This is a genomic window from Shewanella sp. SM74, assembly GCF_025653725.1.
In the GTDB taxonomy this organism is placed as follows: domain Bacteria; phylum Pseudomonadota; class Gammaproteobacteria; order Enterobacterales; family Shewanellaceae; genus Shewanella; species Shewanella oncorhynchi.
Genome location: NZ_JAKKRZ010000007.1, coordinates 40265 through 65477, shown reverse-complemented (window position 1 = coordinate 65477; position 25213 = coordinate 40265). Strand labels below are relative to the sequence as shown.

Below are 25213 nucleotides of genomic sequence, written 5' to 3'. Positions count from 1 at the left end.
TGTAATAATGAAGACTTTTACTGCTACACCAGAAACTGTAACTCGTGACTGGTTCGTCGTCGACGCAGACGGCAAAACTTTAGGTCGTATCGCTACTGAAATCGCTGTTCGTTTACGCGGTAAGCATAAGCCAGAATACACTCCACACGTTGATACCGGTGATTACATCATCGTTGTTAATGCTGAAAAAGTGACTGTTACTGGTAACAAAGCGAAAGGCAAAACGTACTACTCGCATTCAGGCTTCCCTGGTGGCATTAAGCAAATCAGCTTTGAAAAGCTGCAAGCGCAAAAGCCAGAAATGATCATCGAGAAAGCAGTTAAGGGTATGTTACCAAAAGGTCCTCTGGGCCGTGCCATGTTCCGTAAACTGAAAGTTTACGCTGGCGCAGAACATAACCACACTGCACAACAACCTCAAGTTCTTGATATCTAAACGGGATTAAGCAAATGGCTGCAACTCAGTACTACGGCACTGGCCGTCGCAAAACCTCTACAGCTCGCGTTTTCGCTAAAGCAGGTAGTGGCAACATCGTTGTAAATCAACGTCCTTTGGATCAGTATTTTGGTCGTGAAACTGCTCGTATGGTTGTTCGTCAACCTTTAGAGTTAGTTGAAATGACTGACAAGCTGGACATCTATGTAACTGTTAAAGGCGGTGGTATCACTGGCCAAGCAGGCGCAATCCGTCACGGTATTACCCGTGCTCTGATGCAATTAGATGAAGCACTGCGTCCATCTCTACGTTCTGCTGGTTTCGTTACCCGTGACGCTCGTAAAGTTGAGCGTAAGAAAGTGGGTCTACGTAAAGCACGTCGTAAGCCACAATTCTCTAAGCGTTAATTCGTTTTTGGAATATCAAAAAACCCAGCCTATGCTGGGTTTTTTATTGGCTAAAAATTGACGGTATAAGAAAACTCTTTGGTTGGAGTATGCTGATATACAATAAATTTATATTAAGCGAGTGAGTTTGAGGTAAGCATGACTTTTCAAATTTTTATGCTAGCAGTGGCACTTGTGTTGGTTTTGGAAGGCCTTGGGCCATTATTATTCCCAAATAAATGGCGTCGTTATTTAAATGAACTCTCCCATCAAAATCAGCAAGTTATCCAGCGACTTGGTGGGGCATTAGTCACGGCTGGAGTCGTTCTTTGGGTTATTTTTGCATGAAAAATAGCCTGCTTGCCCTTATTAACTAAGATCTGTTAAAATTCTTTTTTAACCGCAACCTTGCAGCAAATAATGGGCAAAAACGTAGTTGTTCTCGGCACCCAATGGGGTGACGAAGGAAAAGGTAAGATTGTCGACCTTCTAACAGAACAGGCAAAATATGTAGTGCGCTATCAAGGCGGCCACAATGCTGGTCATACCTTGGTTATCGACGGTGAAAAAACCGTTCTTCATCTGATCCCATCGGGTATCCTGCGCGATAATGTGAAATGCATTATTGGCAACGGTGTGGTGCTTGCACCTGACGCCCTGATGAAAGAGATCAACATGCTGAAAGATCGTGGAGTTCCTGTTGAGGAACGTCTGTTGATCTCTGAAGCGTGTCCGCTGATCCTTCCCTTCCATTGTGCCCTTGATATTGCCCGTGAAAAAGCGCGCGGTAATAAAGCTATTGGTACAACTGGCCGTGGTATTGGACCTGCGTATGAAGACAAGATCTCTCGTCGCGGTCTGCGAGTAGGCGACCTGTTCAATGCTGAACTGTTTGCTGAAAAGCTGAAAGAAGTTATGAAATACCATAACTTTATGCTGACAGAGTACTATCAAGTCGAAGCGGTTGATTACGAGCAAACGCTAGCAGATGCGTTGGCTATGGCCGATTATCTGAAGAGCATGTGTGTTGATGTGACTGAACTATTGGATACTGCGCGTAAAGCCGGTGAGCCAATTCTGTTCGAAGGCGCTCAAGGTACATTACTCGACATCGACCACGGAACATACCCATTTGTAACCTCTTCAAATACCACTGCCGGTGGTGTTGCGACGGGTTCAGGTTTTGGTCCGCGTCACTTAGACTATGTCTTAGGTATCATGAAGGCTTACACCACTCGCGTAGGTGCAGGTCCATTCCCAACTGAACTATTATGTGAAGTCGGCGATCATTTAGGTACTAAAGGTCATGAGTTTGGTGCAACAACGGGTCGTAAGCGTCGTCCAGGTTGGTTGGATGCTGTAGCAATGCGCCGCGCAGTTCAAATCAACAGTGTTAGCGGCTTCTGCTTGACTAAGTTAGATGTACTTGATGGTCTGAAAGAAGTGAAGATTTGTGTCGGTTATCAGAATCCTGATGGCACTATCTCTAAAGTCACTCCGCTTGCCGCTGAAGGTTATGAACTGGTTACGCCGGTTTATGAAACTATGCCGGGTTGGAGCGAGTCGACTTTTGGCGCGACATCAATTGAGCAACTGCCTCAAGCAGCGATCAATTATATCAAGCATCTTGAAGAGTTATTAGAAACACCTATCGACATTATCTCTACGGGTCCTGATCGTAACGAAACCATGATTTTGGTTAATCCGTTCAATTAAGATCTGTTAAGGCCGTGTTTCACGGCCTTTTTCTCTGCTTCTTTATGCCTTTCTCTGTTTTATTCTGCGGTTAGAAATTCAGCTCAAGCTCAAGAAATAGGTTATACTGCCGATGCAAGTATTCATCCTACTGTCATTGAGAGTCGTTATGCTACGTACAGCACTCGTTGCGCTACTGCCTTTAGTATCTTCAATGTGCTTTGCTGAAACGCAGGCGGTGGATATTTATAGTCAAGATCAATTGCTTGATTTGATCCGTAGCAATCAATACTTAGCGAAAGTGAAACGTGATGATTGCCAGTTAGTCCAAGACATTGAGGCGCGAGCCCAAGTCTTAAAACAGCCTTTATATCAATTCCTTTGGGGCGAAATGCTCAATCATGGAACGTGTGTGAAGGCTAACCCTGTGAAGGGTATTGCTTTGTTACGTGACTCGGCCGAACAAGGTAGCTCAGAAGCGATGTTAAAGCTTGCCGAGTATTATCAGAGTGGGAAATTTGTCATCCGCAATAAAGACAGAGCAGTGCATTATTTACTGCCTGCGGCTGCAAGTGGCAGTTTATCCGCTCGTATGATGTTAGTTCGTTTATTCGGTGAAGGTTATGGTAGTCCTAGGGATTACGAGATGGCCTATCACTGGTTATATAACGATGTATTTGCGGACGAGGCGACTAAGAATAAAGCCTTGTCTTTACTGCAGGTGTTAGCAGCTAAAATGCCCCCCAGTGCAGTGGCGCGGGCCCAGCAAGAACAGTTGCGAACCCGTTAAGTGGTCTCTTAATCTAGAGACACATTATTTGGATATTGAATGATCAAAGACCCTCATTTTGAGCGTGAACAGGATAAGTACGAAAACCCTATCCCAAGCCGTGAGTATATTCTCGATTACTTACGTTCTCAAAAATCACCTATCACCCGTGACAGCATTGCTGCGGCGTTAAACATCCAAGAGGAAGAACAACTTGAGGCCTTGCGCCGTCGCCTACGTGCGATGGAACGCGATGGCGAACTGGTGTTCACCCGTGGGCAAAGCTATGGCTTACCCGAGAAAATGGATCTGATCCCCGGCACTGTGCTCGGACACAGAGAAGGCTTCGGCTTTTTCAAACCCGATGAAGGCGGTGATGACTTATTTATTTCGAACCGCGACATGCTGATGTATTTCCACGGTGATAAAGTGCTGGCGCAAAAAGCGGGCACAGATCGTCGTGGCCGTCGCGAAGCGCGTTTGGTTCGTCTGATCCAGCCGCGAAGTGCCGCGATTGTTGGCCGTTATCATGTCGATAGCGGTATGGCATTTGTCATTGCCGATGATAAGCGTATTACCCAAGAAATTTTAGTCGCAAATGAAGATCGCAATGGCGCCCGCCAAGGCGATGTGGTTGTGGTTGAATTAACGCGTCGCCCTGGCCGTTTTGTTAAGGCTGCGGGTAAAGTGACTGAAGTGCTCGGTAAGCAAATGGCGCCGGGGATGGAAATCGAAATTGCCCTGCGTAATTATGATTTACCCCATACTTGGTCACCTGTGATTGAGAAGAAACTGCGCCGTATTCCCGATGAAGTAACCGACGCCGATAAAGTTGGTCGTGTAGATTTACGTCATCTGCCATTAGTGACTATCGACGGTGAAGATGCCCGCGATTTTGACGATGCCGTGTACGCGGAGAAAAAAGCCGGTGGCGGCTGGCGTTTATGGGTTGCGATTGCCGACGTCAGTTATTATGTGCGTACCGATTCTGCCTTAGATACCGAAGCGCGTGCCCGTGGTAACTCAGTGTATTTCCCATCACAAGTGATCCCTATGCTGCCTGAGAAAATCTCCAACGGCCTGTGTTCGCTTAATCCCCACGTCGACCGTTTATGTATGGTCGCCGAGATGACCGTATCGGCTAAAGGTAAGTTATCAGGTTATAAGTTTTATCCGGCTGTGATGTATTCCCATGCCCGTTTCACTTATACCCAAGTGGCAGCAATGTTAGAAGGCGGCCCCATTGCGCCTGAGCATGAGGCTTTGTTCCCGCATTTGCAGTGTTTACAGTCATTGTATTTAGCGCTCGATGAGCAAAGGGCCGAGCGTGGTGCGATTGCGTTTGAAACCATGGAAACGCAGTTCATTTTCAATGAGCAGCGCAAGATTGATAAAATCGTGCCGCGTGGCCGTAATCAAGCCCATAAAATTATTGAAGAATGTATGATTTTAGCCAACGTTTCTGCAGCTAAGTTTGTGAAGAAACACAAAGGCGAAGTCTTGTATCGTGTGCATGAAGCGCCATCCGAGCAAAAATTGGCGAACTTTAAAGAGTTCCTTGCTGAGCGTGGTTTAAGCATGCCCGGTGGACTTGAGCCTACGCCGTCAGATTATCAGAACGTGATGCTGCAAATTGCCGACCGCCCTGATGCTGAACTTATCCAAGTGATGTTACTGCGCTCTATGCGTCAGGCAATTTACACTCCGGATAACGAAGGTCACTTCGGTTTAGCCTTAGAAGAATATGCGCATTTTACCTCACCCATTCGCCGCTATCCGGATTTAGTGTTACATCGTGTGATCCGTTATTTACTGGCGAAGGAAAGAGGCGAAGCCACTGAGAAGTGGACGCAGGATGGTGGCTATCATTATCAACTCGATGAGCTCGACCAATTAGGCGAAGAGTGTTCAACCACAGAACGTCGTGCCGATGAAGCGACTCGCGATGTTAGCGATTGGCTGAAGTGCGAGTTTATGCAAGATCACGTCGGCGATACCTTTGAAGCTGTGATTGCCTCAGTGACCAGTTTTGGTTTGTTTGTGCGCTTAAATGAACTGTTTATCGATGGCTTAGTGCATATCTCAAGTCTAGGTAGCGATTACTACCAATTCGACCCTATGCGTCAACGTCTTATCGGTGAGCACACAGGTCAAGTTTATCAAGTCGGCGATCCTGTGACGGTTAAGGTCGCTGCAGTCAACTTAGATGACAGACAGATCGATTTGGTTATGCTGGGTGATGACGGCAAAGGTGGTAAGCGTAAAGCATCTGCCAGCCGTGATAAGCCGATGACAGCCCGTGAGCGCGTTAATCGTGAAGGCGCTAAGCAAGGTAAAGCAGCCAAAACCGCGGCATCTAGCGCCAAGGCTGAAACAGGCAAAACCAAACCTAAGGCCAAAGCTGGCACTAAAGCTAAAAAAGCAGCAGTAAAAGATCCGGCTAAAAAGCCAAAAGCCGCTAAGCGGAGCACGAGAAAGAAATAAATGAAAAAACAAGATATTATTTTTGGGATCCACGCAGTTGAAGCCCTGTTAAAACACAGCCCTGAGCGCATTATTGAGTTGTGGCTGTTACAAGGTCGTGACGATGAGCGCTTAACTGTGCTGGCCGATCAGGCCAAAGCCTTTGGCACGACGATTCAAGTCGCTTCTCGTAAAGCCTTAGATGACAAAGCGGAAAGCAGCCAACATCAAGGCATAGTCGCGCGCGTTAAAGCGGCGAAAGTATTGAATGAGCAAGATTTAGATGTGCTGCTTGCTAACACTGAGCAAGCATTCCTGTTGATCTTGGATGGTGTGACAGATCCCCATAACTTAGGCGCTTGCCTACGTAATGCTGATGCGGCGGGCGTACAAGGTATTATCGTGCCTAAAGACAATTCAGTTGGCTTAACTGCGACTGTGAGTAAAGTGGCATGTGGCGCTGCGGAAACAGTGCCTTTATTCCAAGTAACTAATCTTGCGCGCACTATGCGTCACCTGCAGGATAAAGGGGTGTGGATTGTGGGCACTGCGGGCGAGGCAGATTGCGAGCTTTATCAAGCCGATCTCAAGGGATCATTGGCGATTGCCATGGGTGCGGAAGATAAAGGTTTACGCCGATTAAGCCGTGAGTCTTGCGATTCACTGATCTCTATCCCTATGGCCGGTAGTGTTTCTAGCTTGAACGTATCGGTTGCAACGGGTATTTGCTTGTTTGAAGCAGTGCGTCAGCGTCGTAGCTAATATGCTTACGTTTACCTGATCTCACATATGCAGTATCAGGCTTGAAGTAACAACCTGCAGTAACAACTGGTCGTAATAAAAAGGCGGATTAACGATATAAAGTTAATCCGTTTTTTATTGGCCTTTTTTACGCCATCGCTTTGTCTAGGTTAACCTGATTGCTATCAGTTTCATCTATTTGAGCGGCTTCAGGCTCTGCTTGCTCAATATCGAAACTAAAGGCGAGTTGTTCCTCATCACTGTCATTATCATCGATAATATCGTCATCGACGCCATCGGCCCCTAAATCATGCTCCGATTCATCTAAGTTAGCGCTTGGCGTCATATGCTCTTGAATTGATTCAACATCAACCCGTGGGTCCAACGCTGCCGCCAGTGGTGACGAGACTAAGTCGCCCGTCGCCATTATGTAGTCTTGTGTGACATTGGTTTCGACTTTTTGCTGTGAATGTACATAACGTAAACGCACAAAGAGTATTAAGGTACAGGCTGACATAAAGCCATATAACATGTTATTGCCAAACCATTGCATTAATGTCGATGCGATAAGCGGACCTATACTGGCGCCTAAGCCGAAGGTTAATAGTATTGTTGCTGATAAGCCGACTCGCTCATTTTGCTCTACTCGAGAGTTGGCAAGCGCTGTGGCAAGCGGATAAAAAGTGAAACCTAAAATACCAAATAGGAAAGTCATCACCAGTGAAATCACCGGATGATAGGGGGTTAAGGCGATAGCTAAGGCTAAGATACCGAGCAATATACAGTTGATACGGATAAGGCGACTGCGGGACATAATGTCGGACAATTTTCCCATTGGCCATTGTGCCAGTAATCCCGCTAAAATCGTTGCCGTCATATACGTGGCGACTTTTTCAGGTGGTAAACCTAAGTTACTGGCGTAGGCGGGAGCGAGACCATAAAACGAACCCACTATCATGCTACCAATCGCGATTGTCGTGAGTGCTTGTGGCGCTTTTTTCCAGTAATAGGCAATTTTGAGTGGGGCAGGAACTAAGGGCGCAGGGTGAAGACGACGCGTGAGTGAAATCGGTACGATACAGAGTGAAAAACAAATTGCGATAAGCAGTAGTGGCTCTAGTCCTAATTCGGGGAAAATACTGATCGCACCTTGGCCCAAGATTAAGCCGAAGTAAGATACGATCATATAACTCGCAAACACTGTGCCCCTTTGATTACTTTCAGCTTGTTCGTTAAGCCAACTTTCTAACACCATGTATTGGCACATCATCCCCATGCCGACCACGAGTCTGAGGAGCAGCCAAACCGCTAGCTCATCCACGAGTGCATGGCCTAATGCCGATGCAGCGACTATGCCTGCACTGGCGACAAAGGCGCGGATATGGCCCACTTGAGCGATAAGTCGATGACCAATCTTAGAGCCAGCCACTAGGCCAACATAGTAGGCCGACATCATGCCGCCAATCCATATTTGTGGCACATTCATTACTGAGAGCCTGAGCCCAAGATAGGTGGTAAGCAAGCCGCCGGCTAATACCATTAATAATGTGGTGCTATATAAAGAGGCGAAAGTGCGCAGCGGATTAGTCATATACAACTCCGAAAACACAAACTAGATTGATAATGAGGAGTGAGTATATCAGGGGTTAGTGTTTATGTTGTGTTGCAAATTGTTGGTAAATCTTGATTAATTGCGCATTTCTGCTCAAAAAATCACTGAATTATGTCGGAACAACTCAAGGGGATGCTTGTAAAGCATTCACATAGACGCCAGCCGAGTAGGCTATTAGCGTCATGTTAGTCTATGTATTTCGTCGTATTTTTTAAAAGGAGTTATCTAAAAGTGTAAAGCAAGTTGAAGGTGGTGATGGTATCCATAGGTTGGCTTCCTTCTGGTACCACTTCAGTGTATTTGATGTTCATACCGATCTTAAATGCCCAATCTTGGAACACCAGATTTTTATAGTTCATATCTAAGGTGAGGGTGTTGTTGTTCTCGCCCACTTCCGCGGTGAGATCGGCATTGAGACTGCTGTATTCCTGTAGTTTTTGAGAGAATTTGGCAGCGGTACGAAGAATGACATCTTTTTCGGCATCAGGGCTGGGGATAGTTACCGATTCTGCAGGTAAGTTATATCGATAACCTGGGCCGAACTCGAGACTGAGTTTTGTTTTATAACTACTGATAGCATTGAAACCGTAACCACTCGAAAGAGTCGATATTTGTGTGTAACTACCGAATTGATCCCAAGTAAAATCACCACGTCCGAAGACATAACCCTTAGTAAGTTTATAGTTCGATTGTAACTGTAGCTCATATTTTTCGGAGGTTGTTTGACTTTTTTCTGAGGCAAAATAGGCTTTTAGTGTGGCTTCTTGCTTGGTTTGCTTTGTATCGTAAATCAGTTGGGTTCGACCATTAAAACTGCTGGATTCGGTATTGCCTGTGTTCAGTTGCAAGCCAGCTTCGATTTCCGCGGTAAAATCGCTGGGCGGTTCCTGATAATCAGGTGGAACAAGCGCAAGCGCAGGAAATGAAAGGAAAAACAAACTGATTGGCGCAATAACTTTTAGCATTATGTTTTATTCTTGGTTAGCTGATTTCAGACGTCCGAATGTAGGCGAGCCGCCATCATACCTGTATTGATTGGCGAGGCAAAGTTATTGCTTGAGTTTCTGGCTTGCTTTCTGTACTATCTCGCGCTCAAATCAGTCACTATTTTTCGTTCCTTGCCTCCATTTGGTTTGACTGAGCCAATACCGAGGCTACATAACCGTAAGGAGCAATAAATGCGTCATTACGAAATCGTATTTATGGTTCACCCAGATCAAAGTGAACAAGTACCAGGTATGATTGAGCGTTACACAGGTGTTATCACCGAAGCTAACGGCACAATCCACCGTTTAGAAGATTGGGGCCGTCGTCAACTGGCTTACCCAATCCTTGACCTGCATAAAGCTCACTACGTTCTGATGAACGTTGAAGCTAAAGCAGAGACGATCGAAGAGCTAGAAACAGCTTTCCGTTTCAACGACGCAGTTCTGCGTAACATGGTAATGCGTACTAAAGTTGCCGTTACTGAAGCATCTCCAATGGCTAGAGCTAGAGATGAGCGCGATTCACGTCGTGGCCCAGCTGGCGAACGCTCATATGATGAAGCTCACGCTGAAGAAATCGCTGAGTAAGGTAATCTGTGACCACCAATAACTTGGTGTTGTCAGGAACGATAACTCGTTCAAGACGCTTTAAAAGCCCAGCAGGTATTGCACATAGTGTAATTATGTTGGAACACAAATCGCAGCGTTATGAAGCCGAAATGCTCCGCAACGTCTACGTACAAATTCAAGTGATATTGAGTGGCCCACGCTTTGAAAGCGTCGCAGAAGATCTGAAAGCAGGTGTGGAAGTACAAGTGCAAGGCTTTATGACGCTTCAACAGGGGCGTAATGGTCAGAACCGCTTAGTCATCCATGCCGAAAATGTCGAATTGAAAACTTAGGAGACTGTCAACATGGCACGTTATTTCCGTCGTCGCAAGTTCTGCCGTTTCACCGCTGAAGGTGTTGCAGAAATTGATTACAAAGATATCGTTACTTTAAAGAACTACATCACTGAAAGCGGCAAGATTGTTCCTAGCCGTATCACTGGTACTAGTGCTAAATATCAGCGCCAACTAGCTCGCGCTATCAAGCGTGCTCGTTATCTTTCTCTACTGCCATACACTGATTTACATCAGTAATTGCAGTATTCCTAATCGAATATAGAGGATTTGATAATGAACGTTATTCTGCTTGATAAAATCGCTAACCTAGGCAACTTGGGTGACCAAGTTACTGTTAAAGCTGGTTACGCTCGTAACTACCTTTTGCCACAAGGTAAAGCTGTTGTTGCTAACGAAAGCAACGTTAAAGTATTTGAAGCTCGTCGCGCTGAATTAGAAGCTAAATTAGCTGCTGAATTAGCTGCTGCTAACCTACGTGCTGAGAAAATCACTGCACTGGAAGCTGTTGTTATTGCTTCTAAAGCGGGTGATGAAGGCAAACTGTTTGGTTCAGTTGGCAACCGTGACATCGCTGATGCAGTGACTGCTGCTGGTGTTGAACTGGCTAAATCAGAAGTTCGTTTACCATTAGGCGCTCTGCGTACTACTGGCGACTTCGAAGTTGAAGTTCAGTTACACACTGAAGTTAAAGCTGTTGTTAAAGTTTCTATCGTTGCAGAAGCTTAATTACTCCTTGCTTTAATCTTAGCTTGTATTAAGAGAAACACCGCTTCGGCGGTGTTTTTTTATGGCTGAAATTCAGTATTTAGCTGTGGTCAATATGGTTTGCTATGGATTAATGCGGCAAGTGATATGTCTACTCATTCAGTCTCAAAGCGTATCCGCGTTTAAAATACTAGCCCAAATAAAAGCCGCTTACTGTCATGACAGTGAGCGGCTTTTGACTAGATGGGTTAAATCCGTGTTTGGCTCAGAGTATTAATTTCTCACTAAATCCAATTCTTGGATTAAGTTATCGGCATGATCGACTTCATCCATCATCCACAGGATATAGCGAATATCCACGTGCACTGCACGGGTGATGGTTGGGTTGAAGAACCAATCTTTAGTGATAGCTTCATAGGTTGAGTCGAAGTTAAGGCCCACTAACTCACCTTTTCCGTTGAAGACTGGTGAACCGGAGTTACCACCTGTGGTGTCCACGCTGGATAAGAAATTAACCGGTACTGAGTTAAATTCCTCTGGTTTATCTAAACAAGAGAAGAGTCTGCAAATCCAGCCGCGGGGATCTTGATAAACCGACTTCACCAGATGATCGCCAAAACGCTGTTCGCTAATCGCATCGAGGAGTTTTTTTGGCGCATTATAGGGCTCAACGCCTGTGTGTTTTGCGACTATGCCATCAAGACGAGTAAACGGCTGTTTATAGAGCGCATCACGTGATTGATAACCATCAACCATGCCATAGCTGATCCGTAGCGTACCGTTGGCGTCAGGGTAGACTGGCCAGTTGTTTGCTTTGTAGTATTCGATCACGGCCGCCATATAATCAGGGCGAGCACTAGATAGCTTGCCGTCTAAGATTTTTTCTGATTTTTCCTGTGCCATATTCGTGTCGTAAAGTGCTACGGCTAAACGAATAAAGGGATCTGCACTGGTTTCGAAAGCGCTAGCATCGGCATTCATCCACGCAAGGCGCTTAGCTTGGTCTGTGAGCGTAGTGAGTGAGTACAAACCATCGAGTTTAGCTGCTAGATCGGCATCTTTAGTGTTCACACTTAGCATTTCATCGAGTGCTGCTACGCGATTTGATTGGCTAAGGTAAGCATTTAAATCCTGTAGCCACAAAGTCTTATCAACAGTGACATCAAAACTTGAATCGATACGTTTAAGACGTGAGCTTAACATAGCAATATCACGTTCTTGGTAGCCTTGCTCACGCTCGGCATCGGGCTTTTGTTTTTCTTTAGCAAGACGGTAGAGGCTGTTTGCTGCGGTTAACAATGTGCTAGATTGGGCATTGGTAAAGTAGTAATTACTTTGGAATGCTTGTTGTTGCTCGGCGAGTAACACTTCTAACTCAGCAATGAGATTTTGATTTAGCTTAGGGTTTTGTTTAAGCCAAGCTAAAAAATTATCTTCACGGCTTTGCTTAATCCCAATGATATCCGTTGCTTTAAAACCCGCTAATAGGCCGTTGAGTTTCTTCATCCGGTTGGCCATTGAGGCCATATTACCTGCGTACTTAATGGCGATATCGGCATCTTTTTGTCCCATAGCCTCGATAGTATCAATCTGTAATTGATAGCGCTTAGCTTGGGTTGGGTATAACCAATCACTGGCAAATTTAAGTTCACTGGTCAGGTTGTAACGGCTAGTCGTGCCTGGATAACCCGCCACAAACACGCCATCACCGGCTTTTACGCCATCGGCATTGACCTTAAGGTAGCTCTTTGGTTGGTAAGGAATGTTATCGTCGCTATACGCGGCGGGTTTGCCATCTTTTCCGACGTAAGCTCGTAGGAAGGCAAAGTCACCCGAATGGCGTGGATATTCATAGTTATCAATATCGCCACCATAGCCCCCAACACTTTCCGGTGGTGCATACACTAAGCGCACATCGCGGATCATCAATTGCTTGATTAAGTAATATTCTAGGCCGTTATGGAAACTGCGGACATTACAGCGATAGTTAGCATCAGCTTCACAGCTCTTGATCAGTTCTTTGCTGTGATTTTGAATATCTTCGTAACGGCTCAGCGGATCTTGGCTTAGGCCTTGATTGATTTGGGCGGTGACATCGGTTACTGCCTCTGTGATGTATAAACGTTCGTTAGGACCGGCAGAGGGTTCCTTGTCCATTGATGTCGCTAAAAAGCCTTGTTCGAGATAGTTATGTTCTTTCTTAGTGTTATATTGTATCGCCTTGAAGGCACAATGGTGGTTTGTCACAACTAGCCCTTGGGGGGAGACAAAACTGGCGGTACAATAGCCCAGCCCTACAACGGCGTTCATTGGATAACTTGTCAGATCGGCCAGTTTTTCTGCAGGAATATCGATTCCGCGTTCACTGAGTTTGTCTGCAATAGAAGGCATTTGATAAGGTTGCCATTGTCCTTCGTCGGCAGTTGCTATGCCGGATGTCATTACTAAGGCCGCAACCAATGCAATACGCATGTTCTTTCCTTATTGATTATTAGAGTGTCCGTTGGAATGAGATAACAGGCGAGTGTAAACATCCTGTTTGCTTGACGCGGGTTTTATATCATATTTTGTTAAGTTGTTGGAAATCGGGAGCGTTAATGTCACAACAAGGTGCTTTTAAGCCTAAAAGTAAGCCAAGAGATTTGCAGCTTGATGGACTCAAGCTGCCACCACATTCAATTGAGGCTGAACAATCGGTATTAGGCGGCTTGATGTTAGATGCCGAAGCGTGGGACAGGGTCGCTGAGGCCGTCGTAAAAGATGACTTTTACTCTCGCTCACACAAGATGATCTTCTCTGCCATGCACAGATTGGTCGATCTGGGGCAACCGATCGATTTGATCACGGTTTCTGAACAGCTCGAAGTTGAAAATCAATTAGAAGATGCCGGCGGTTTTGCCTATTTAGGTGAGATTGCGAAAAATACCCCAAGTGCGGGTAACATTTTATCTTATGCCGAAATCGTCCGTGAACGCGCCGTAGTGCGTGACATGATCCGCGTAGCGCACGAAATTGCCGATGCAGGTTACAACCCAGAAGGCCGCGATTCGAGCGAATTACTCGACCTTGCTGAGAGTAAAGTCTTCAAGATCGCTGAGATGCGAACCAATGCCAACGAAGGTCCCGAAGGCATTAAAACCATTCTGGAAAAGACCGTCGATAAGATTGAGCAGCTTTATAATAACCCCCATAACGGTGTGACTGGGGTTTCGAGCGGCTTTAACGATCTGGATAAGATGACCGCTGGCTTCCAGTCCGGTGACTTGATTATCGTTGCTGCGCGTCCTTCTATGGGTAAAACCACCTTCGCGATGAACTTGTGCGAACAAGCCGCGATGAATGAAGACAAGCCGGTGCTTATTTTCAGTCTCGAGATGCCGTCAGAACAGATTATGATGCGTATGTTGGCCTCCTTGGGCCGCGTTGATCAAACCAAAATCCGTACCGGTCAGCTCGATGACGAGGATTGGGCGCGGGTTTCATCGACCATGGGTATAATGCTTGAGCAAGGCAAAATGTATATTGATGATGGTTCGGGATTAACCCCGACAGAAGTTCGCAGCCGCGCGCGTCGTATTGCCCGTGAGTACGGTGGTTTATCTATGATCATGATAGATTACCTGCAGTTAATGCAGGTGCCCGCCTTAAAAGATAACCGTACCTTAGAAATTTCTGAAATTTCACGCTCGCTGAAAGCATTAGCCAAAGAATTGGAAATCCCGATTATTGCCCTGTCGCAGCTTAACCGCTCGCTCGAACAAAGGGCCGATAAACGCCCTGTCAACTCGGATTTACGTGAATCGGGCGCTATCGAGCAAGATGCGGATCTCATCATGTTTATTTATCGCGATGAAGTGTATAACAACGATTCTCAAGATAAAGGCACGGCAGAAATCATCATTGGTAAGCAACGTAACGGCCCCATTGGTCGGGTGCGGCTCACTTTCCAAGGGCAATTTTCGCGTTTCGATAATTATGCTGGGCCGCAGTTTGAAGAAGATTAATTGACGTTAAAAAACAGTCAGTTTGCGTTTGCAGAAGATGAGCTGTATTGATGTATTTTTTATATCCGTGACTTTTTATTTCCTGAGTAAACAAGGTAAATTTTGAACCCTTTTCCCCGTGCAGAAATTAGCAGTAGTGCACTGCAAACCAATCTCGCTGCGTTGCGTCAACAGGCACCAGCGAGTCGTGTGATGGCCGTCGTTAAAGCGAACGGTTATGGTCATGGATTATTGAATGTCGCTAATTGTTTAGTTAGTGCCGATGGCTTTGGCCTAGCACGATTGGATGAAGCCTTAGAATTACGAGCGGGCGGCGTGACAGCGCGTTTATTGTTGCTGGAAGGTTTTTTCCGTGCCACCGATCTTCCGTTACTCGTCGGGCATGATATTGACACTGTAGTGCACCACTGTTCTCAGCTTGAGATGTTAGAGCAAACTGTGTTGTCAAAACCTGTCACTGTCTGGCTTAAAGTGGATTCAGGCATGCATCGTTTAGGTTTTACGCCCGAACAATTTTCAACGGTTTACGCAAGGTTAATGGCCTGTCCCAATGTGGCAAAACCGATCCATTTGATGACACATTTTGCCTGTGCGGACGAGCCTGAAAACACCTATACCTCAGTACAGATGGCGGCTTTTAATACGTTAACGGCAGGCTTGCCCGGATTTAGAACCTTAGCAAACTCTGCTGGTGCCTTGTATTGGCCTCAGAGCCAAGGCGATTGGATCCGTCCTGGTATCGCACTCTATGGTGTATCTCCTGTTACTGGTGATTGCGGTGCGAATCACGGGCTAGTTCCTGCGATGGAATTGGTATCACAGTTGATTGCGGTACGGGATCATAAAGCCAATCAGCCAGTGGGCTATGGTTGTTTCTGGACCGCGAAGCAAGATACTCGTTTAGGCGTAGTGGCGATTGGTTATGGTGATGGTTATCCTCGCAATGCACCGGAAGGCACGCCCGTGTGGGTCAATGGTCGCCGCGTACCCATAGTCGGCCGTGTTTCTATGGACATGTTGACTGTTGACTTAGGCCAAGGGGCACAAGATAAAGTTGGGGATAGTGCATTGCTGTGGGGTAAGGCATTACCCGTGGAGGAAGTCGCTGAACATATTGGCACTATCGCTTACGAATTAGTCACTAAGCTTACGCCAAGGGTTGCTGTTTGCTTAGCTTAACCCTGACAGATGGAATTATTCTGGGACACTTTTTAGTAAGAAAAGGGTGATTAAACACCGTTTTCTTTTATGTAAAGTGTCAGGATGAATAATTGTCACTACACGAGTGGTTACTGCAAATAACACTATGAATTATATGTATTTATTAGCGGGAGAAGTGTCGAACCAGTAGGGCTGAGATAAGCAAAATAGTGGTTTGTAGTTCACCGTTGGCGACGCAATATGTTTTGGACCTGAGGATGAAGCTGTGCTGAACTGGTGTTAGGCGGCAAAATAGACGATAAAAATATCTCAATTCAGGTTACGGTAAACCAGCCGTTCTGATCTTTGTTATCTGGCTTTAAATAAGCGAATGAAACATAAGATCCAGAGCGACAGGATATTTAATGTATTTTGAGCTGACTGGCTTGATGCATTTAAGCTATTAGTTTTCAAAACATATTTCAATATAAGCAGTACCATGCGGGCTTGTAAATGGCATGATAATCTTAGTGCCATTAGCTTTATGGGAAATAGTATGGCCTTTTCCTGATACGACCATAGGAGTGGCCATTTCAAATTCATAGCCTTTTTGACCCAAAAGATTTTTTGCGCCACCAGTCACCATATTCGTAATTTCGCCTACTAAGTCAGTCACTTCCTCGTTAATTTTACCCGGGTTTTCGCCCAGCATATTCTGCATTATCTGCAAAACAAGCTTTTGTTCGAAGGTAATCGACAGTGATCCTTTTGTTTGGGGTCCAACAAGACCTATTAGGCCGGATACATCACCCTTAGCTAAGTTATCTACTTTGATTTGGGGTTTGCCCGGCGTCAAATCCATGCTCGCCATCGTAGATATGACATTGAGCAAAGATTGGAGGAAAGGATTAATAAAATTAACGTTCATGCCTAAGTTTGTCCTCTTTTGAGCCTAAACCATGGAGTAATGGCATTGCTTAAGGCTATTAGAAAAGTTGCTTATCGACAGCAATCTTGATCACACTCTATCAGCTTAGATGAGACAGCTATAAATGTGAGGCTAATTTAAAGATATTCTTATCATTTATCTGAGTTATAGGCCGCTAAAGCTCCATATAACCGTGTCCTTTATTGTTTAGACCGTTTTGTAGATGGTTCATAAGTTTGCTTGGAAGACGCTTATCGTCAAATAGCGTTGTTTTACGTCTCATACATACAAAAAATGGCAATATATCGGCTGCATTAGCCCCATTCATAGTGGCTCATGAGTGCCGATGCTGCAAAGTTTTTTAGCCTTTTTATGGAGTAACTCGACTTTTATTTGCACTTGAACTTGTGAGAAGGCGTTGCTACTCAACTCTCTATCCCATCGCGTCTTACGTAATCCCATTTTATATGGCTATTTTCGGCATTGTGGAGTGCTATCAAAAAGGCGTCTTGGCCTTGAGTGTCTTAGCTGACTTTGTAAAAGTACGATGTTCGCTGTAAACTGTCTCACTTTTTTGCTTCACCCTAACGACGCATTTGTAGTGTGTTGTTCAGTACGTGTTTGCGAGTCAATTACTGGGTACTGGGAACACCATCTTGGGTGCTTAATCCAATAATTTGGGGTACCTCACAGGATACCCGGCAATTAGAAAAATGCACAGATGTGTGAAAACCGCTTAATAGAATGTGAGAGTGATGATTCAATCTAAAATGAGTAAACCCCCTGTTATATCAGCTATTCCAATCGATAGAACATTTTTCCATTGCGCCCATGTTGGATTGGTAAGATTTTAATTTAACCATTTGATTTATATAAAGTGGTTAAAATTGTGGTTCACCATAGGTTCACCGATTTTAAAAAGTTGTTTTGTGGTTCCCCGCTGGTGATATGATTGAGTGATTAACATTGAGGTGATCTATGGATAGAAAATCTTTAATAATACTCGCGCTGACATTAACGATCGGTCCTACTTTTTCGGCTAATGCTGAAGTCTATAAATGTGCTGATGGAAAGTATCAAGCCGATCCCTGTGATGAAAACAGTCAGCCAGTTGATTTAAGTGGCGTCGGTAGCTTTATTAAAAGCAGTGACAGCATTTCTCAATCAAGCGTGGGTTCAAACGCGACTTCTGATAAGAAAAAAGAAATCAGTACCTATATCGAGAAGCAACGTATTACTCGTGAGATCACTCGGCTTGAGGGTGATCGTAAGCGGGTAATTACTGCTCGTGATCAGCGGTTGCGTAACCTCCGCGAAAGCAGGCAGTATGCGAATAACAACTTAGCCGGTGCAACATGGCAGCAAAGCTTAGCGCAAGAACAGGTGGCCGCAGCCCAAGAGGCTGACACACTGGTTTCATCTATCGATAAACAAATTGAGCAGCTTAAAAATGAGATAAAATAAAAGGGCCGTTTGGCCCTTTTATTCATTTCATCCCCATTCTATCTAATCGAGCAATTACTTCTTGCTCACGGCCATGTACAGTTGATAGATCAAACTCCGGGCGCTTACTCAGAATTGCTACTTGTTGCTCGAGTTCGGTAATTCTGGCCTTAAGCTCGGCGTTCTCTGCGATAGCTAGGTTGAGTAAGTCATTCATCTTCATGCTGCACCTGCCTTAAACAACCTTCATTCTCATCTTCTTTCCATTCACCTGAGTCGATTAATGCTTTAGTGCATTGACTGCAAATCTGATGGGTACGGCCGCAATGTTCGACAAAGGTTGGTCTATGCGCTTCACAGAAATAACCCTCGCAGCTGATCTCATCTTCTCCGTGCATATCGCCACACGCATAAGAAAGGCCACGGTCGATTTGTTTGTGACAACCTGGATGATCACAGGTTGCTGCGAAGGCATAGCCAATTGGTCTGCCGTTACTATCTTCACCACAATTTGACCAGCTCATCACTCACCACCCTTATCTATTCTAGGAATGGGCCGCCACCCAACTGGATTTTTTTCGTACTCATTTTCAAAGTACATATCGTGACCTTCGCCGTCATTGCAGTTAATTGCCGCGTAAACCCAGCATTGTTCTGTTTCGTTCCAGTGTCCTGCTGTTAAAAATCCGAATCCGGCATCAAGCATAATCATGTCTGATTTAGGCGCAGTGGATATTGGCTGCAATTCAGTTCGCAGTGCTGTTGCGTCATCGTCATCCCATGGCTGTGTGTCATATCCATAGTTCTGTTTTACATGGTTACGTGCCGCCTGATAAACGTCATAGACGGTTAGTTCAGCAGTGACGAAGCCACTTAGATATGCGCCGCGTGGTACTTCTGCAAAGTTCATTACTGCCTTGGCGCGGATATCGGCAATTGATTTTGAATAGCGGTGTTCAGACTCATACCGCTCTGACCATTCAAGAACATCACTGTCATTGACTGTATCAATATCAAAGTGCTCGTTGCTTACATCCTTTTTGCAAGCTAAATACCCGTCATACCAGCCATCACCGAGTGCATCGACGTGCATAGCTTTAAGTTCTTCTGCCTGTGCCGCTAGCTGGTCGCGTTCTGCGGTGAGCGAATCAATTGCTTGAGCGGCTTCTGCTGCAAGGTTCTTTTCACCACGACGAGATAAATCATCTTGATCTGTAGCGAACTGGTTTAATCGTTCTGATAATGAAAGTGGCTTCATCACTTACCTTCCTTTGCCAATTCCTCGGCGAGTCGTTTTAAAAACTGTTGGCAGCTGCCAGCTTGTTCGCGTGGCATTGCGTACCAACGCTTAAGCTCTTCGCGGATTGCTTTAGATTGCTTCATGCTGCTTCCTTGGTGCGTTAAGTTGTTTCGCAAAAATGGCCGCGTCTTCCTCGGTGACGTTACCTAGTTGAAATGGGCCAGACTTGCAGCTATCGCAATACCAGCCGTTCTTTTTGAAAGCTGCCCCGCTTGGTACGTGTGAAAAGCAGATGTGACGCATCGAATCTGCTTTACATTGAGGGCAATTTGGAGGTGTCCAGTCGGTTAAATTCATACTGCCTCCTATGCCGCTTCGGCGGTTTGAGTGCAAAGCTCGGGTAGATTTGCGCGGGTGAGTGCTTCGGCAAATTGTGGCGGTACGCTGTTACCAACACGGGCGACTTGCTGCTTTTTGGTCGATTTGCCGTTGTAGTTGTTGATGATGTAGTCAGGGGTGAAACCTTGGCAGGCGAATAGCTCATGGGGCTCGAGCATGCGCATACCGATATCGATTATTTGATAGGGTTCACCCTTGATCATCACTAGGCCAAAGCGGTCATTGGTGGTGATGGTGTGCAGTGGTTCGTTACATGCCACGCCGTCTTGCTCGTTGCCGTAGTATTTGATGAAGAACGCGCGCACTTCGCCGAGGTGTAAGCCGCCAGCGGTGATCGTGTGTGCGGGTTCGTCCATTGCAAAGCCGAGGTTAGTGCCACGTAATTTAATCATGTGGCTGGTGATCAGCGCGTTGTGATCAACCGTTGTCACTGTCGGCAAAGGGTTGTTTAGGTCATCACCTGGTCCCGTATAGTTGCCGCCGTAATGCTTGCAGATGTTGGCGGCGGTGCGTGGCTCAAGTAATTCATCATCTCCGTAAAGCTTTACGTATTCCTCATAGCTACCACCAAAATCCTTCGTTTTGGCAAACCATTCTGTGAAGGTTGGGATGGTTTCGTTAACTTTCTCGATCACAGGTTGCACCACAGCAAAGTGACCGCCTTTGACTTGGGCGCAGATAGTGCGCAATGGCTCATCAACTGGCATATTGCGTTGATTGCTGGCGTTAGCGTGCTCGGTGATGAAGGGCGCTAATTTGATGTTTTGCGGCACAATAAACGGCTCTTTGGCATCAATCACAAAACGCTGAATACCTTTAGCAATGCGCTTCATGGTGTTTTCAGCCAGTGGCTTTTTACGACCAAATATTGATTTGCAGGGCAGTGACCAGTCGATGCACTCGGCGGCTGTGCGCCACGGTAGCAGCTTGCCCGATTTAACCACTTCGCTATCCGGTGCGCCGTGGGTAGGCTCAGGCCAAACGATTGGCTGACCATCACAACGGGCAATCATGAATAGTCGTTTACGGATAGTTGGGGCGCCATAGTCACAGGCCCGTAGCTCGCGCCACTCGACCTTATAACCCAGCCCTTTAATCAGTTTAGCGGTATCGAGCAAGCCTAAGGTTTCAACACATTCGGCAAGTGCGGGGTGATCTGCATCTATGCCAGTGCTCAACATACTGACAAAAGCGTTAAAGGTTTCGCCTTTTCTATCTGGGTCAGGGCGTTGGTCTTTTGTATCTATTCCTATCAATGGCCCCCACGTTTTAAATTCCTCGACATTCTCAAGCATCATCACGCGAGGCCGTACCTTCATCGCCCAGCGAACCGTTACCCACGCTAAGCCGCGAATCTCTTTATTGACTGGCTTGCTACCTTTGGCTTTTGAGAAGTGTTTGCAGTCTGGTGAGAACCACGCCAGCGCAACCGGCTTACCTGCAGTCGCTTGCACTGGGTCGATATCAAATACCGACTCGCAATAGTGCAAGGTGTCAGGGTGATTAACTGAGTGCATCGCAATGGCGTCAGGGTCGTGATTGATAGCGATATCGATGCTGCGACCGATTGCCCAGCCCATGCCAGTGGAAGCACCGCCACCACCTGCGAAGTTATCTACGATTAAGCCTCTCATGCCATCACTCCTATTTCGCGGTAGCGTGCTTCAAACTTTAAAACTCGGCATAGATGGCTTATTTCAATTTCCATCTTTTCGGCGATTTGGAACGGACGTAAACCTTCTTCATGCAGCTGGCGACACAGTTCAATATCGTGATTTGAGTGCTTGGCTAATGGGCTATGCTCGCCAACTTTCATAAAGTTGATGCCAAGTGAGTAGGCTTTCCCCTTAACTGAGTGCTCCGTTCTGCCGAGTCTCTGCGCTATTGCAGCTGATGTATGCGTGACTGATAAAACATGTAGCTGCCTGATTTCTTGATCTGTCCATGGCTTTTTAGTCGCTACGGGTTTATCAAATGCCAGTGATATGCCCCTGTATCTGGCTGCTGCTCTTATCTGTTTTTCACTTATGCCGTACTGAGTGCAAATGTCTTTTACTGACATTTCACCTGCATGCTTAAGCGCCAGATCATTAACAGGATTCAGCTTGAATTGAGTGGTTGATTTCATGCTGCATCCTCCACGCGCTCGCAACGAGTGAGCATGCTGTTAAGCTCGGCGATAATGTCGTGTTTAAGGACGTTATTGAGTAAGCGCTGGTTTACTCGCTCGCATAGCATTTGCTGGCGCAACTCGGTTTTAGTATTGGGGTTAGTATTGAATGCTTGCTCTACTAAAGTGAGCACTTCAATCGGCCATACGCTATTAGCTGGCTCAGCTAGCACCTTCGCTATTTGTTCCTCGATATCAATCTGTGCACTGACTTGAGGCGCAATGATTGGCTCGCCTTGTACTGCAGTCTCTGGGCGCGTTTCAATGGTCCCAGTGATGTAAGTTGCGGCTTTTTTCTCGGCTGCGGCTTCAACCATATCGAGCAGCTTTTTACCTTGAGCGCGGAGGCTGTCGCGGTGAATGTAGCTGATAGGACCGCCGCGCCACTCTTTATCAAAAATGGCAATCGCACCCGCGAAGCCGGCACTGCTGGCTTTTTGTTTGTCATTGGCTGGTATAAACCAATCAGGTAGTTTGAAACCCACACGACCTTTGATGAAACAGATGTGATCTGCCAGTTCTGGCCACCATGTTTCGGACGGAACGCCACGGATTAAGAACGCCAGCTTTGCCCCTTGGTCGCGCTCAGTTTTGGCTTTGTTCATGATGGTGATCATGCCCGTCATGTCGTTGCCATCTTCGTCTTTACATGGGCGAGAGTAAGGTGGGTTGGCAAAGCCTTTGCCGCCGTTTAGGTCTGCCGTCCAATCTTGGGTGAGCGCGTTATCTTCTGCGGTGTAGTAGCGCGCACAGTGGGCGTTATCTCCGTCTGTAAATAGGTCCATGTCGAATGGGCCAAAGACAGCATTAATCCCCCAAAACAAATCTTCAGGTGTGCGCCATTGATCACCGACTTCTTCCAGCAAGTGGGCTTGTTTGGTTTTGAGTTCGCGCAGGGCGCTGGCGTATTGGCTGTTGACGCTCATGCAACTTGCTCCTGTGGGATTGAATCAGTTAACTGATAACTGGCTAATTGTGTTTCTAGCTGTGCGATGCGCACATTGGCTGCGGCAAGTTTGGCTAGGTGTTTTTCCCAGTCGATTTCTTTGATGGCTTCAACAACGCCCATAGTGTTGTTGAGCGTGGTTGTGGCGCGCATCAGGTTTGATAGCTCGATAAAGTGGCGAGCGGCGCAGCGTTCTGGTTCCAAGCCTGTGGTGTAATGCAGCTTTAGGGCGGCAATAGTGGGCTCGGATGTAATGCGCGTTAGCGATAGCAGTAAGTCGAGTTTGCGCTCTGACTCACTGCCAGCGAGTAAGTAGAGCATTTCGCGTGTGGCGGTTTTAGTCATGCTGCCGCCTCTGGTTTAGTCAGTGACATGATCCAGTTGCGTAGCTCAATCATTTGAGGGCAAAACACCATTGATTCGACGTAGGTGTAAAGCTTTGGATAGTCGTGTTGCTTGCGCGCAATAAAGGCCAGTGCATCGGCTTCTGTCAGGCAGGTTTTTACGACTTCTTCAGTTTCTTGCAGGTGAAACTTTTTAAGCTGTTCAGGCAATTCGTCATAGTTATCTTCAACATCGAAATCTTCGATAAATGCTTGAGTGAATACCTCGTCGAATGATTTGACTACATCATGATAAATTTCGATTATGTCGTTATCGAATAACCACGTTCTGCACCATTCGTGGTCATTATCAGCCAACCAATTAGCCAGCGCCGTCTTATCACAAATTAGCGAGTGATAAAGGATGTCGCCATCCTCAGTATCGACAATCTCCCAGTGATGGTCGTTGTAACCTTCATCAGTGATTAGGTATTTTTTAAACCTTACTTGCCACATTGGTTCTGCAGTGCAGCGGTTATGCTGCTGGTGCATTTGCTGCGACATTTCAAGCAGGAATGCGGGGACTTCGATTAGCTGGCTCATGCTTGCTCTCCTTGCTTGATGATTGGCAGTTGTGCGGCTGCGGCACGAACAGCGGTAGCGGCTTCTTTTCCATAACCCCAAATGTCGCCGTTCTCAGGGTTCCAACGAGTAGGCGCTATCCATTCAATCGAAAGTTGTTTGCCTTTTACGATGTAGTCACGCATGGCACAGACTAAATCGCGTAATGTCCCGCCGTGGTTAAACCCGCTCCACTGACCTCGGTAGTGGGTGTAAACCCGAGCTTTGGTATATTCATCAACCACCCAAACCTTGCCGTTTTTATCCAGCTCAAGTGTTGCTAAAGCGCCTTTGTGCTCGAAGAATTTACGGCCATGCTCAGATAAGACTTTGATGAGGGCGTTAGCGTGTTCTACGCGCTCGGTAATGATCGGCTCTGGTAAGTCATAAAAAGTGTCGCAATGATATTTAGGGCAAATGAAAGTTTGCATGCACCCTTCATCACGCTTTGATGCTGTTGAGTAATTACCAGTCCAGCGGCAGGTGCGACGACTGCATTCGATACGTTGTGACATGCTCTATTCCTTCTTTCGTGAATAACGTGCTTACGCGGCGCTTGATTGTTCTGCGGCGGTGGTTGGTGTGTTGTTTGATGGTTTCGATTTTGCGGGTTGCTGACGGCCGCAGTGATGAACAAACGCAGGTGGTTTGTGCGGTCTGATTCATCGAGTCGCATGGGCATCATCATGACGACGATTTCACGTTGGGCACCCATTACTGCTACAGCTGCAGAGTCAGAACCATAAAAACAAAGATTGGCACCGGCTAACTGGTTGTGTTTTAGCTTTATTAGGCGGCTAAAAAGCTCAGGGTTGATGGCGATTTGACTAACAGATTTAGGTTTGTTGAGGCGATCGAATAAGCGACCAGCATTAGGATATTGGGCGTCTATTGGGTTGATAAATTCAAGGTATGTAACAAATGTTCTCGCGGCCCATTCATTGATATCGTCAAAGTCATTTAGCCAATCTTGAATATCATCAATACCCGTTACCATGGCGATGCCGTCGATGATCACCACGTTTTTAGTCGGCATCCTGTATGACGGAACTTGCTTTCCATTTGCAGCTGATAACAGTGCTTTGCTGATTGGGAAGATGTATTCGCCGTCGCTAATGCCATCAGCATCGTGAATGGTAACGAGTGTATGGCCGTCGGTGGCGGTGAGGATTACGCCCTTTTCAGGGTGCGGCTTTACGTGAAAGCCGTTGAGGTAATAGCGTACGTCTTGCTTGGCTGCAAATGCGGCTAACATGGCTAAATACTTGTTGTTGAATATGATTTTCATGGCTGCTCTCTGC

Annotated in this window: 29 protein-coding genes; 14 read left to right on the top strand and 15 right to left on the bottom strand. The window is 46.2% G+C overall.

Annotated features, from left to right (window positions below; all coding sequences use genetic code 11):
• Positions 1 to 7: 7 nt before the first annotated feature.
• The 7 genes from rplM to rlmB all read left to right on the top strand — a co-directional run bounded on the left by rplM (position 8) and on the right by rlmB (position 6511).
• Positions 8 to 436 carry a 50S ribosomal protein L13 gene (gene rplM, locus L5M49_RS09255; protein WP_105251403.1) on the top strand — a complete coding sequence of 143 codons (429 nt, stop codon included), beginning with the start codon at positions 8 to 10 and terminating at the stop codon, positions 434 to 436.
• A 14-nt stretch (positions 437 to 450) separates the two neighbouring features.
• Positions 451 to 843: a 30S ribosomal protein S9 gene (rpsI, locus tag L5M49_RS09250; RefSeq protein ID WP_006083052.1), complete on the top strand. Its 393-nt coding sequence runs from the start codon at positions 451 to 453 to the stop codon at positions 841 to 843.
• Positions 844 to 981: 138 nt separating this feature from the next.
• On the top strand, positions 982 to 1170 hold the full coding sequence (locus tag L5M49_RS09245; protein WP_198573776.1) for a DUF2065 domain-containing protein: 189 nt from the start codon (positions 982 to 984) through the stop codon (positions 1168 to 1170).
• Positions 1171 to 1242: 72 nt separating this feature from the next.
• Positions 1243 to 2538: an adenylosuccinate synthase gene (locus L5M49_RS09240; protein ID WP_263265909.1), complete on the top strand. Its 1296-nt coding sequence runs from the start codon at positions 1243 to 1245 to the stop codon at positions 2536 to 2538.
• Positions 2539 to 2650: 112 nt separating this feature from the next.
• A complete protein-coding gene (gene motX / locus L5M49_RS09235) occupies positions 2651 to 3307 on the top strand; it encodes a flagellar protein MotX (protein WP_113939975.1) in 657 nt (218 codons plus the stop codon).
• Between the two features lie 39 nt (positions 3308 to 3346).
• Positions 3347 to 5770 (top strand): ribonuclease R, encoded by a 2424-nt coding sequence (rnr, locus tag L5M49_RS09230; RefSeq protein ID WP_263265908.1) that lies wholly within the window; start codon positions 3347 to 3349, stop codon positions 5768 to 5770.
• Positions 5771 to 6511 (top strand): 23S rRNA (guanosine(2251)-2'-O)-methyltransferase RlmB, encoded by a 741-nt coding sequence (gene rlmB, locus L5M49_RS09225; protein WP_028759536.1) that lies wholly within the window; start codon positions 5771 to 5773, stop codon positions 6509 to 6511.
• Between the two features lie 127 nt (positions 6512 to 6638).
• On the opposite strand, the gene L5M49_RS09220 is transcribed toward rlmB, so the two are convergent.
• The gene (locus L5M49_RS09220; RefSeq protein ID WP_263265907.1) at positions 6639 to 8081 is read right to left on the bottom strand and encodes an MFS transporter; all 1443 of its coding nucleotides are present in this window, start codon (positions 8079 to 8081) and stop codon (positions 6639 to 6641) included.
• 242 nt (positions 8082 to 8323) lie between these two features.
• Positions 8324 to 9067: a YdiY family protein gene (locus L5M49_RS09215; RefSeq protein WP_168825486.1), complete on the bottom strand. Its 744-nt coding sequence runs from the start codon at positions 9065 to 9067 to the stop codon at positions 8324 to 8326.
• Positions 9068 to 9280: 213 nt separating this feature from the next.
• On the opposite strand from L5M49_RS09215, the gene rpsF reads away from it, so the two are divergent.
• The 4 genes from rpsF to rplI are packed head-to-tail and all read left to right on the top strand — an operon-like array spanning position 9281 to position 10719.
• A complete protein-coding gene (gene rpsF, locus L5M49_RS09210) occupies positions 9281 to 9676 on the top strand; it encodes a 30S ribosomal protein S6 (protein WP_105251410.1) in 396 nt (131 codons plus the stop codon).
• 8 nt (positions 9677 to 9684) lie between these two features.
• Entirely contained in the window at positions 9685 to 9990 is a 306-nt protein-coding gene (priB, locus tag L5M49_RS09205; RefSeq protein WP_105251411.1) for a primosomal replication protein N, read from the top strand.
• Positions 9991 to 10002: 12 nt separating this feature from the next.
• Positions 10003 to 10230 (top strand): 30S ribosomal protein S18, encoded by a 228-nt coding sequence (gene rpsR, locus L5M49_RS09200; protein WP_006083042.1) that lies wholly within the window; start codon positions 10003 to 10005, stop codon positions 10228 to 10230.
• A 36-nt stretch (positions 10231 to 10266) separates the two neighbouring features.
• A complete protein-coding gene (gene rplI, locus L5M49_RS09195; RefSeq protein ID WP_113939970.1) occupies positions 10267 to 10719 on the top strand; it encodes a 50S ribosomal protein L9 in 453 nt (150 codons plus the stop codon).
• Positions 10720 to 10971: 252 nt separating this feature from the next.
• Here rplI and L5M49_RS09190 read toward each other — a convergent pair whose 3' ends face one another.
• Entirely contained in the window at positions 10972 to 13170 is a 2199-nt protein-coding gene (locus L5M49_RS09190) for a S46 family peptidase (RefSeq protein WP_263265906.1), read from the bottom strand.
• 125 nt (positions 13171 to 13295) lie between these two features.
• On the opposite strand from L5M49_RS09190, the gene dnaB reads away from it, so the two are divergent.
• Positions 13296 to 14702 (top strand): replicative DNA helicase, encoded by a 1407-nt coding sequence (dnaB, locus tag L5M49_RS09185; protein WP_126491170.1) that lies wholly within the window; start codon positions 13296 to 13298, stop codon positions 14700 to 14702.
• A 102-nt stretch (positions 14703 to 14804) separates the two neighbouring features.
• Positions 14805 to 15881 carry an alanine racemase gene (alr, locus tag L5M49_RS09180; protein WP_263208381.1) on the top strand — a complete coding sequence of 359 codons (1077 nt, stop codon included), beginning with the start codon at positions 14805 to 14807 and terminating at the stop codon, positions 15879 to 15881.
• Positions 15882 to 16305: 424 nt separating this feature from the next.
• On the opposite strand, the gene L5M49_RS09175 is transcribed toward alr, so the two are convergent.
• Positions 16306 to 16770, bottom strand: a complete 465-nt coding sequence (locus L5M49_RS09175) for a chemotaxis protein CheX (RefSeq protein WP_105251417.1) — start codon at positions 16768 to 16770, stop codon at positions 16306 to 16308.
• A gap of 978 nt (positions 16771 to 17748) precedes the next feature.
• Between L5M49_RS09175 and L5M49_RS09170 the strand changes: the two genes are divergently transcribed.
• Positions 17749 to 18234, top strand: coding sequence for a hypothetical protein (locus L5M49_RS09170; RefSeq protein WP_263265905.1), 486 nt, complete (start codon positions 17749 to 17751; stop codon positions 18232 to 18234).
• Between the two features lie 22 nt (positions 18235 to 18256).
• Here the strand turns inward: L5M49_RS09170 and L5M49_RS09165 are convergent, their stop codons facing one another.
• From L5M49_RS09165 to L5M49_RS09115, 11 genes are all read right to left on the bottom strand, one after another.
• A complete protein-coding gene (locus L5M49_RS09165) occupies positions 18257 to 18436 on the bottom strand; it encodes a hypothetical protein (protein ID WP_263265904.1) in 180 nt (59 codons plus the stop codon).
• Positions 18423 to 18737, bottom strand: coding sequence for a hypothetical protein (locus L5M49_RS09160; protein WP_263265903.1), 315 nt, complete (start codon positions 18735 to 18737; stop codon positions 18423 to 18425). Before L5M49_RS09160 ends, L5M49_RS09165 begins: the two co-directional genes overlap by 14 nt.
• Positions 18737 to 19471: a hypothetical protein gene (locus L5M49_RS09155; protein ID WP_263265902.1), complete on the bottom strand. Its 735-nt coding sequence runs from the start codon at positions 19469 to 19471 to the stop codon at positions 18737 to 18739. Before L5M49_RS09155 ends, L5M49_RS09160 begins: the two co-directional genes overlap by 1 nt.
• Positions 19471 to 19596 carry a hypothetical protein gene (locus L5M49_RS09150; RefSeq protein WP_263265901.1) on the bottom strand — a complete coding sequence of 42 codons (126 nt, stop codon included), beginning with the start codon at positions 19594 to 19596 and terminating at the stop codon, positions 19471 to 19473. Before L5M49_RS09150 ends, L5M49_RS09155 begins: the two co-directional genes overlap by 1 nt.
• Before the next feature lie 222 nt (positions 19597 to 19818).
• A complete protein-coding gene (locus L5M49_RS09145) occupies positions 19819 to 21486 on the bottom strand; it encodes a DNA cytosine methyltransferase (protein ID WP_263265900.1) in 1668 nt (555 codons plus the stop codon).
• Positions 21483 to 21980: a hypothetical protein gene (locus L5M49_RS09140; protein WP_263265899.1), complete on the bottom strand. Its 498-nt coding sequence runs from the start codon at positions 21978 to 21980 to the stop codon at positions 21483 to 21485. Before L5M49_RS09140 ends, L5M49_RS09145 begins: the two co-directional genes overlap by 4 nt.
• Positions 21977 to 22948 carry a phage N-6-adenine-methyltransferase gene (locus L5M49_RS09135; protein WP_263265898.1) on the bottom strand — a complete coding sequence of 324 codons (972 nt, stop codon included), beginning with the start codon at positions 22946 to 22948 and terminating at the stop codon, positions 21977 to 21979. The genes L5M49_RS09140 and L5M49_RS09135 overlap by 4 nt, the downstream gene beginning before the upstream one ends.
• Positions 22945 to 23313, bottom strand: coding sequence for a hypothetical protein (locus L5M49_RS09130; protein ID WP_263265897.1), 369 nt, complete (start codon positions 23311 to 23313; stop codon positions 22945 to 22947). The genes L5M49_RS09135 and L5M49_RS09130 overlap by 4 nt, the downstream gene beginning before the upstream one ends.
• Positions 23310 to 23894 carry an ead/Ea22-like family protein gene (locus L5M49_RS09125; RefSeq protein WP_263265896.1) on the bottom strand — a complete coding sequence of 195 codons (585 nt, stop codon included), beginning with the start codon at positions 23892 to 23894 and terminating at the stop codon, positions 23310 to 23312. Before L5M49_RS09125 ends, L5M49_RS09130 begins: the two co-directional genes overlap by 4 nt.
• Complete coding sequence (locus tag L5M49_RS09120; RefSeq protein ID WP_263265894.1) at positions 23891 to 24343, bottom strand: hypothetical protein; 453 nt, start codon at positions 24341 to 24343, stop codon at positions 23891 to 23893. The genes L5M49_RS09125 and L5M49_RS09120 overlap by 4 nt, the downstream gene beginning before the upstream one ends.
• The gene (locus L5M49_RS09115) at positions 24265 to 25200 is read right to left on the bottom strand and encodes a hypothetical protein (protein WP_263265893.1); all 936 of its coding nucleotides are present in this window, start codon (positions 25198 to 25200) and stop codon (positions 24265 to 24267) included. The genes L5M49_RS09120 and L5M49_RS09115 overlap by 79 nt, the downstream gene beginning before the upstream one ends.
• Between the last annotated feature and the right edge of the window lie 13 nt (positions 25201 to 25213).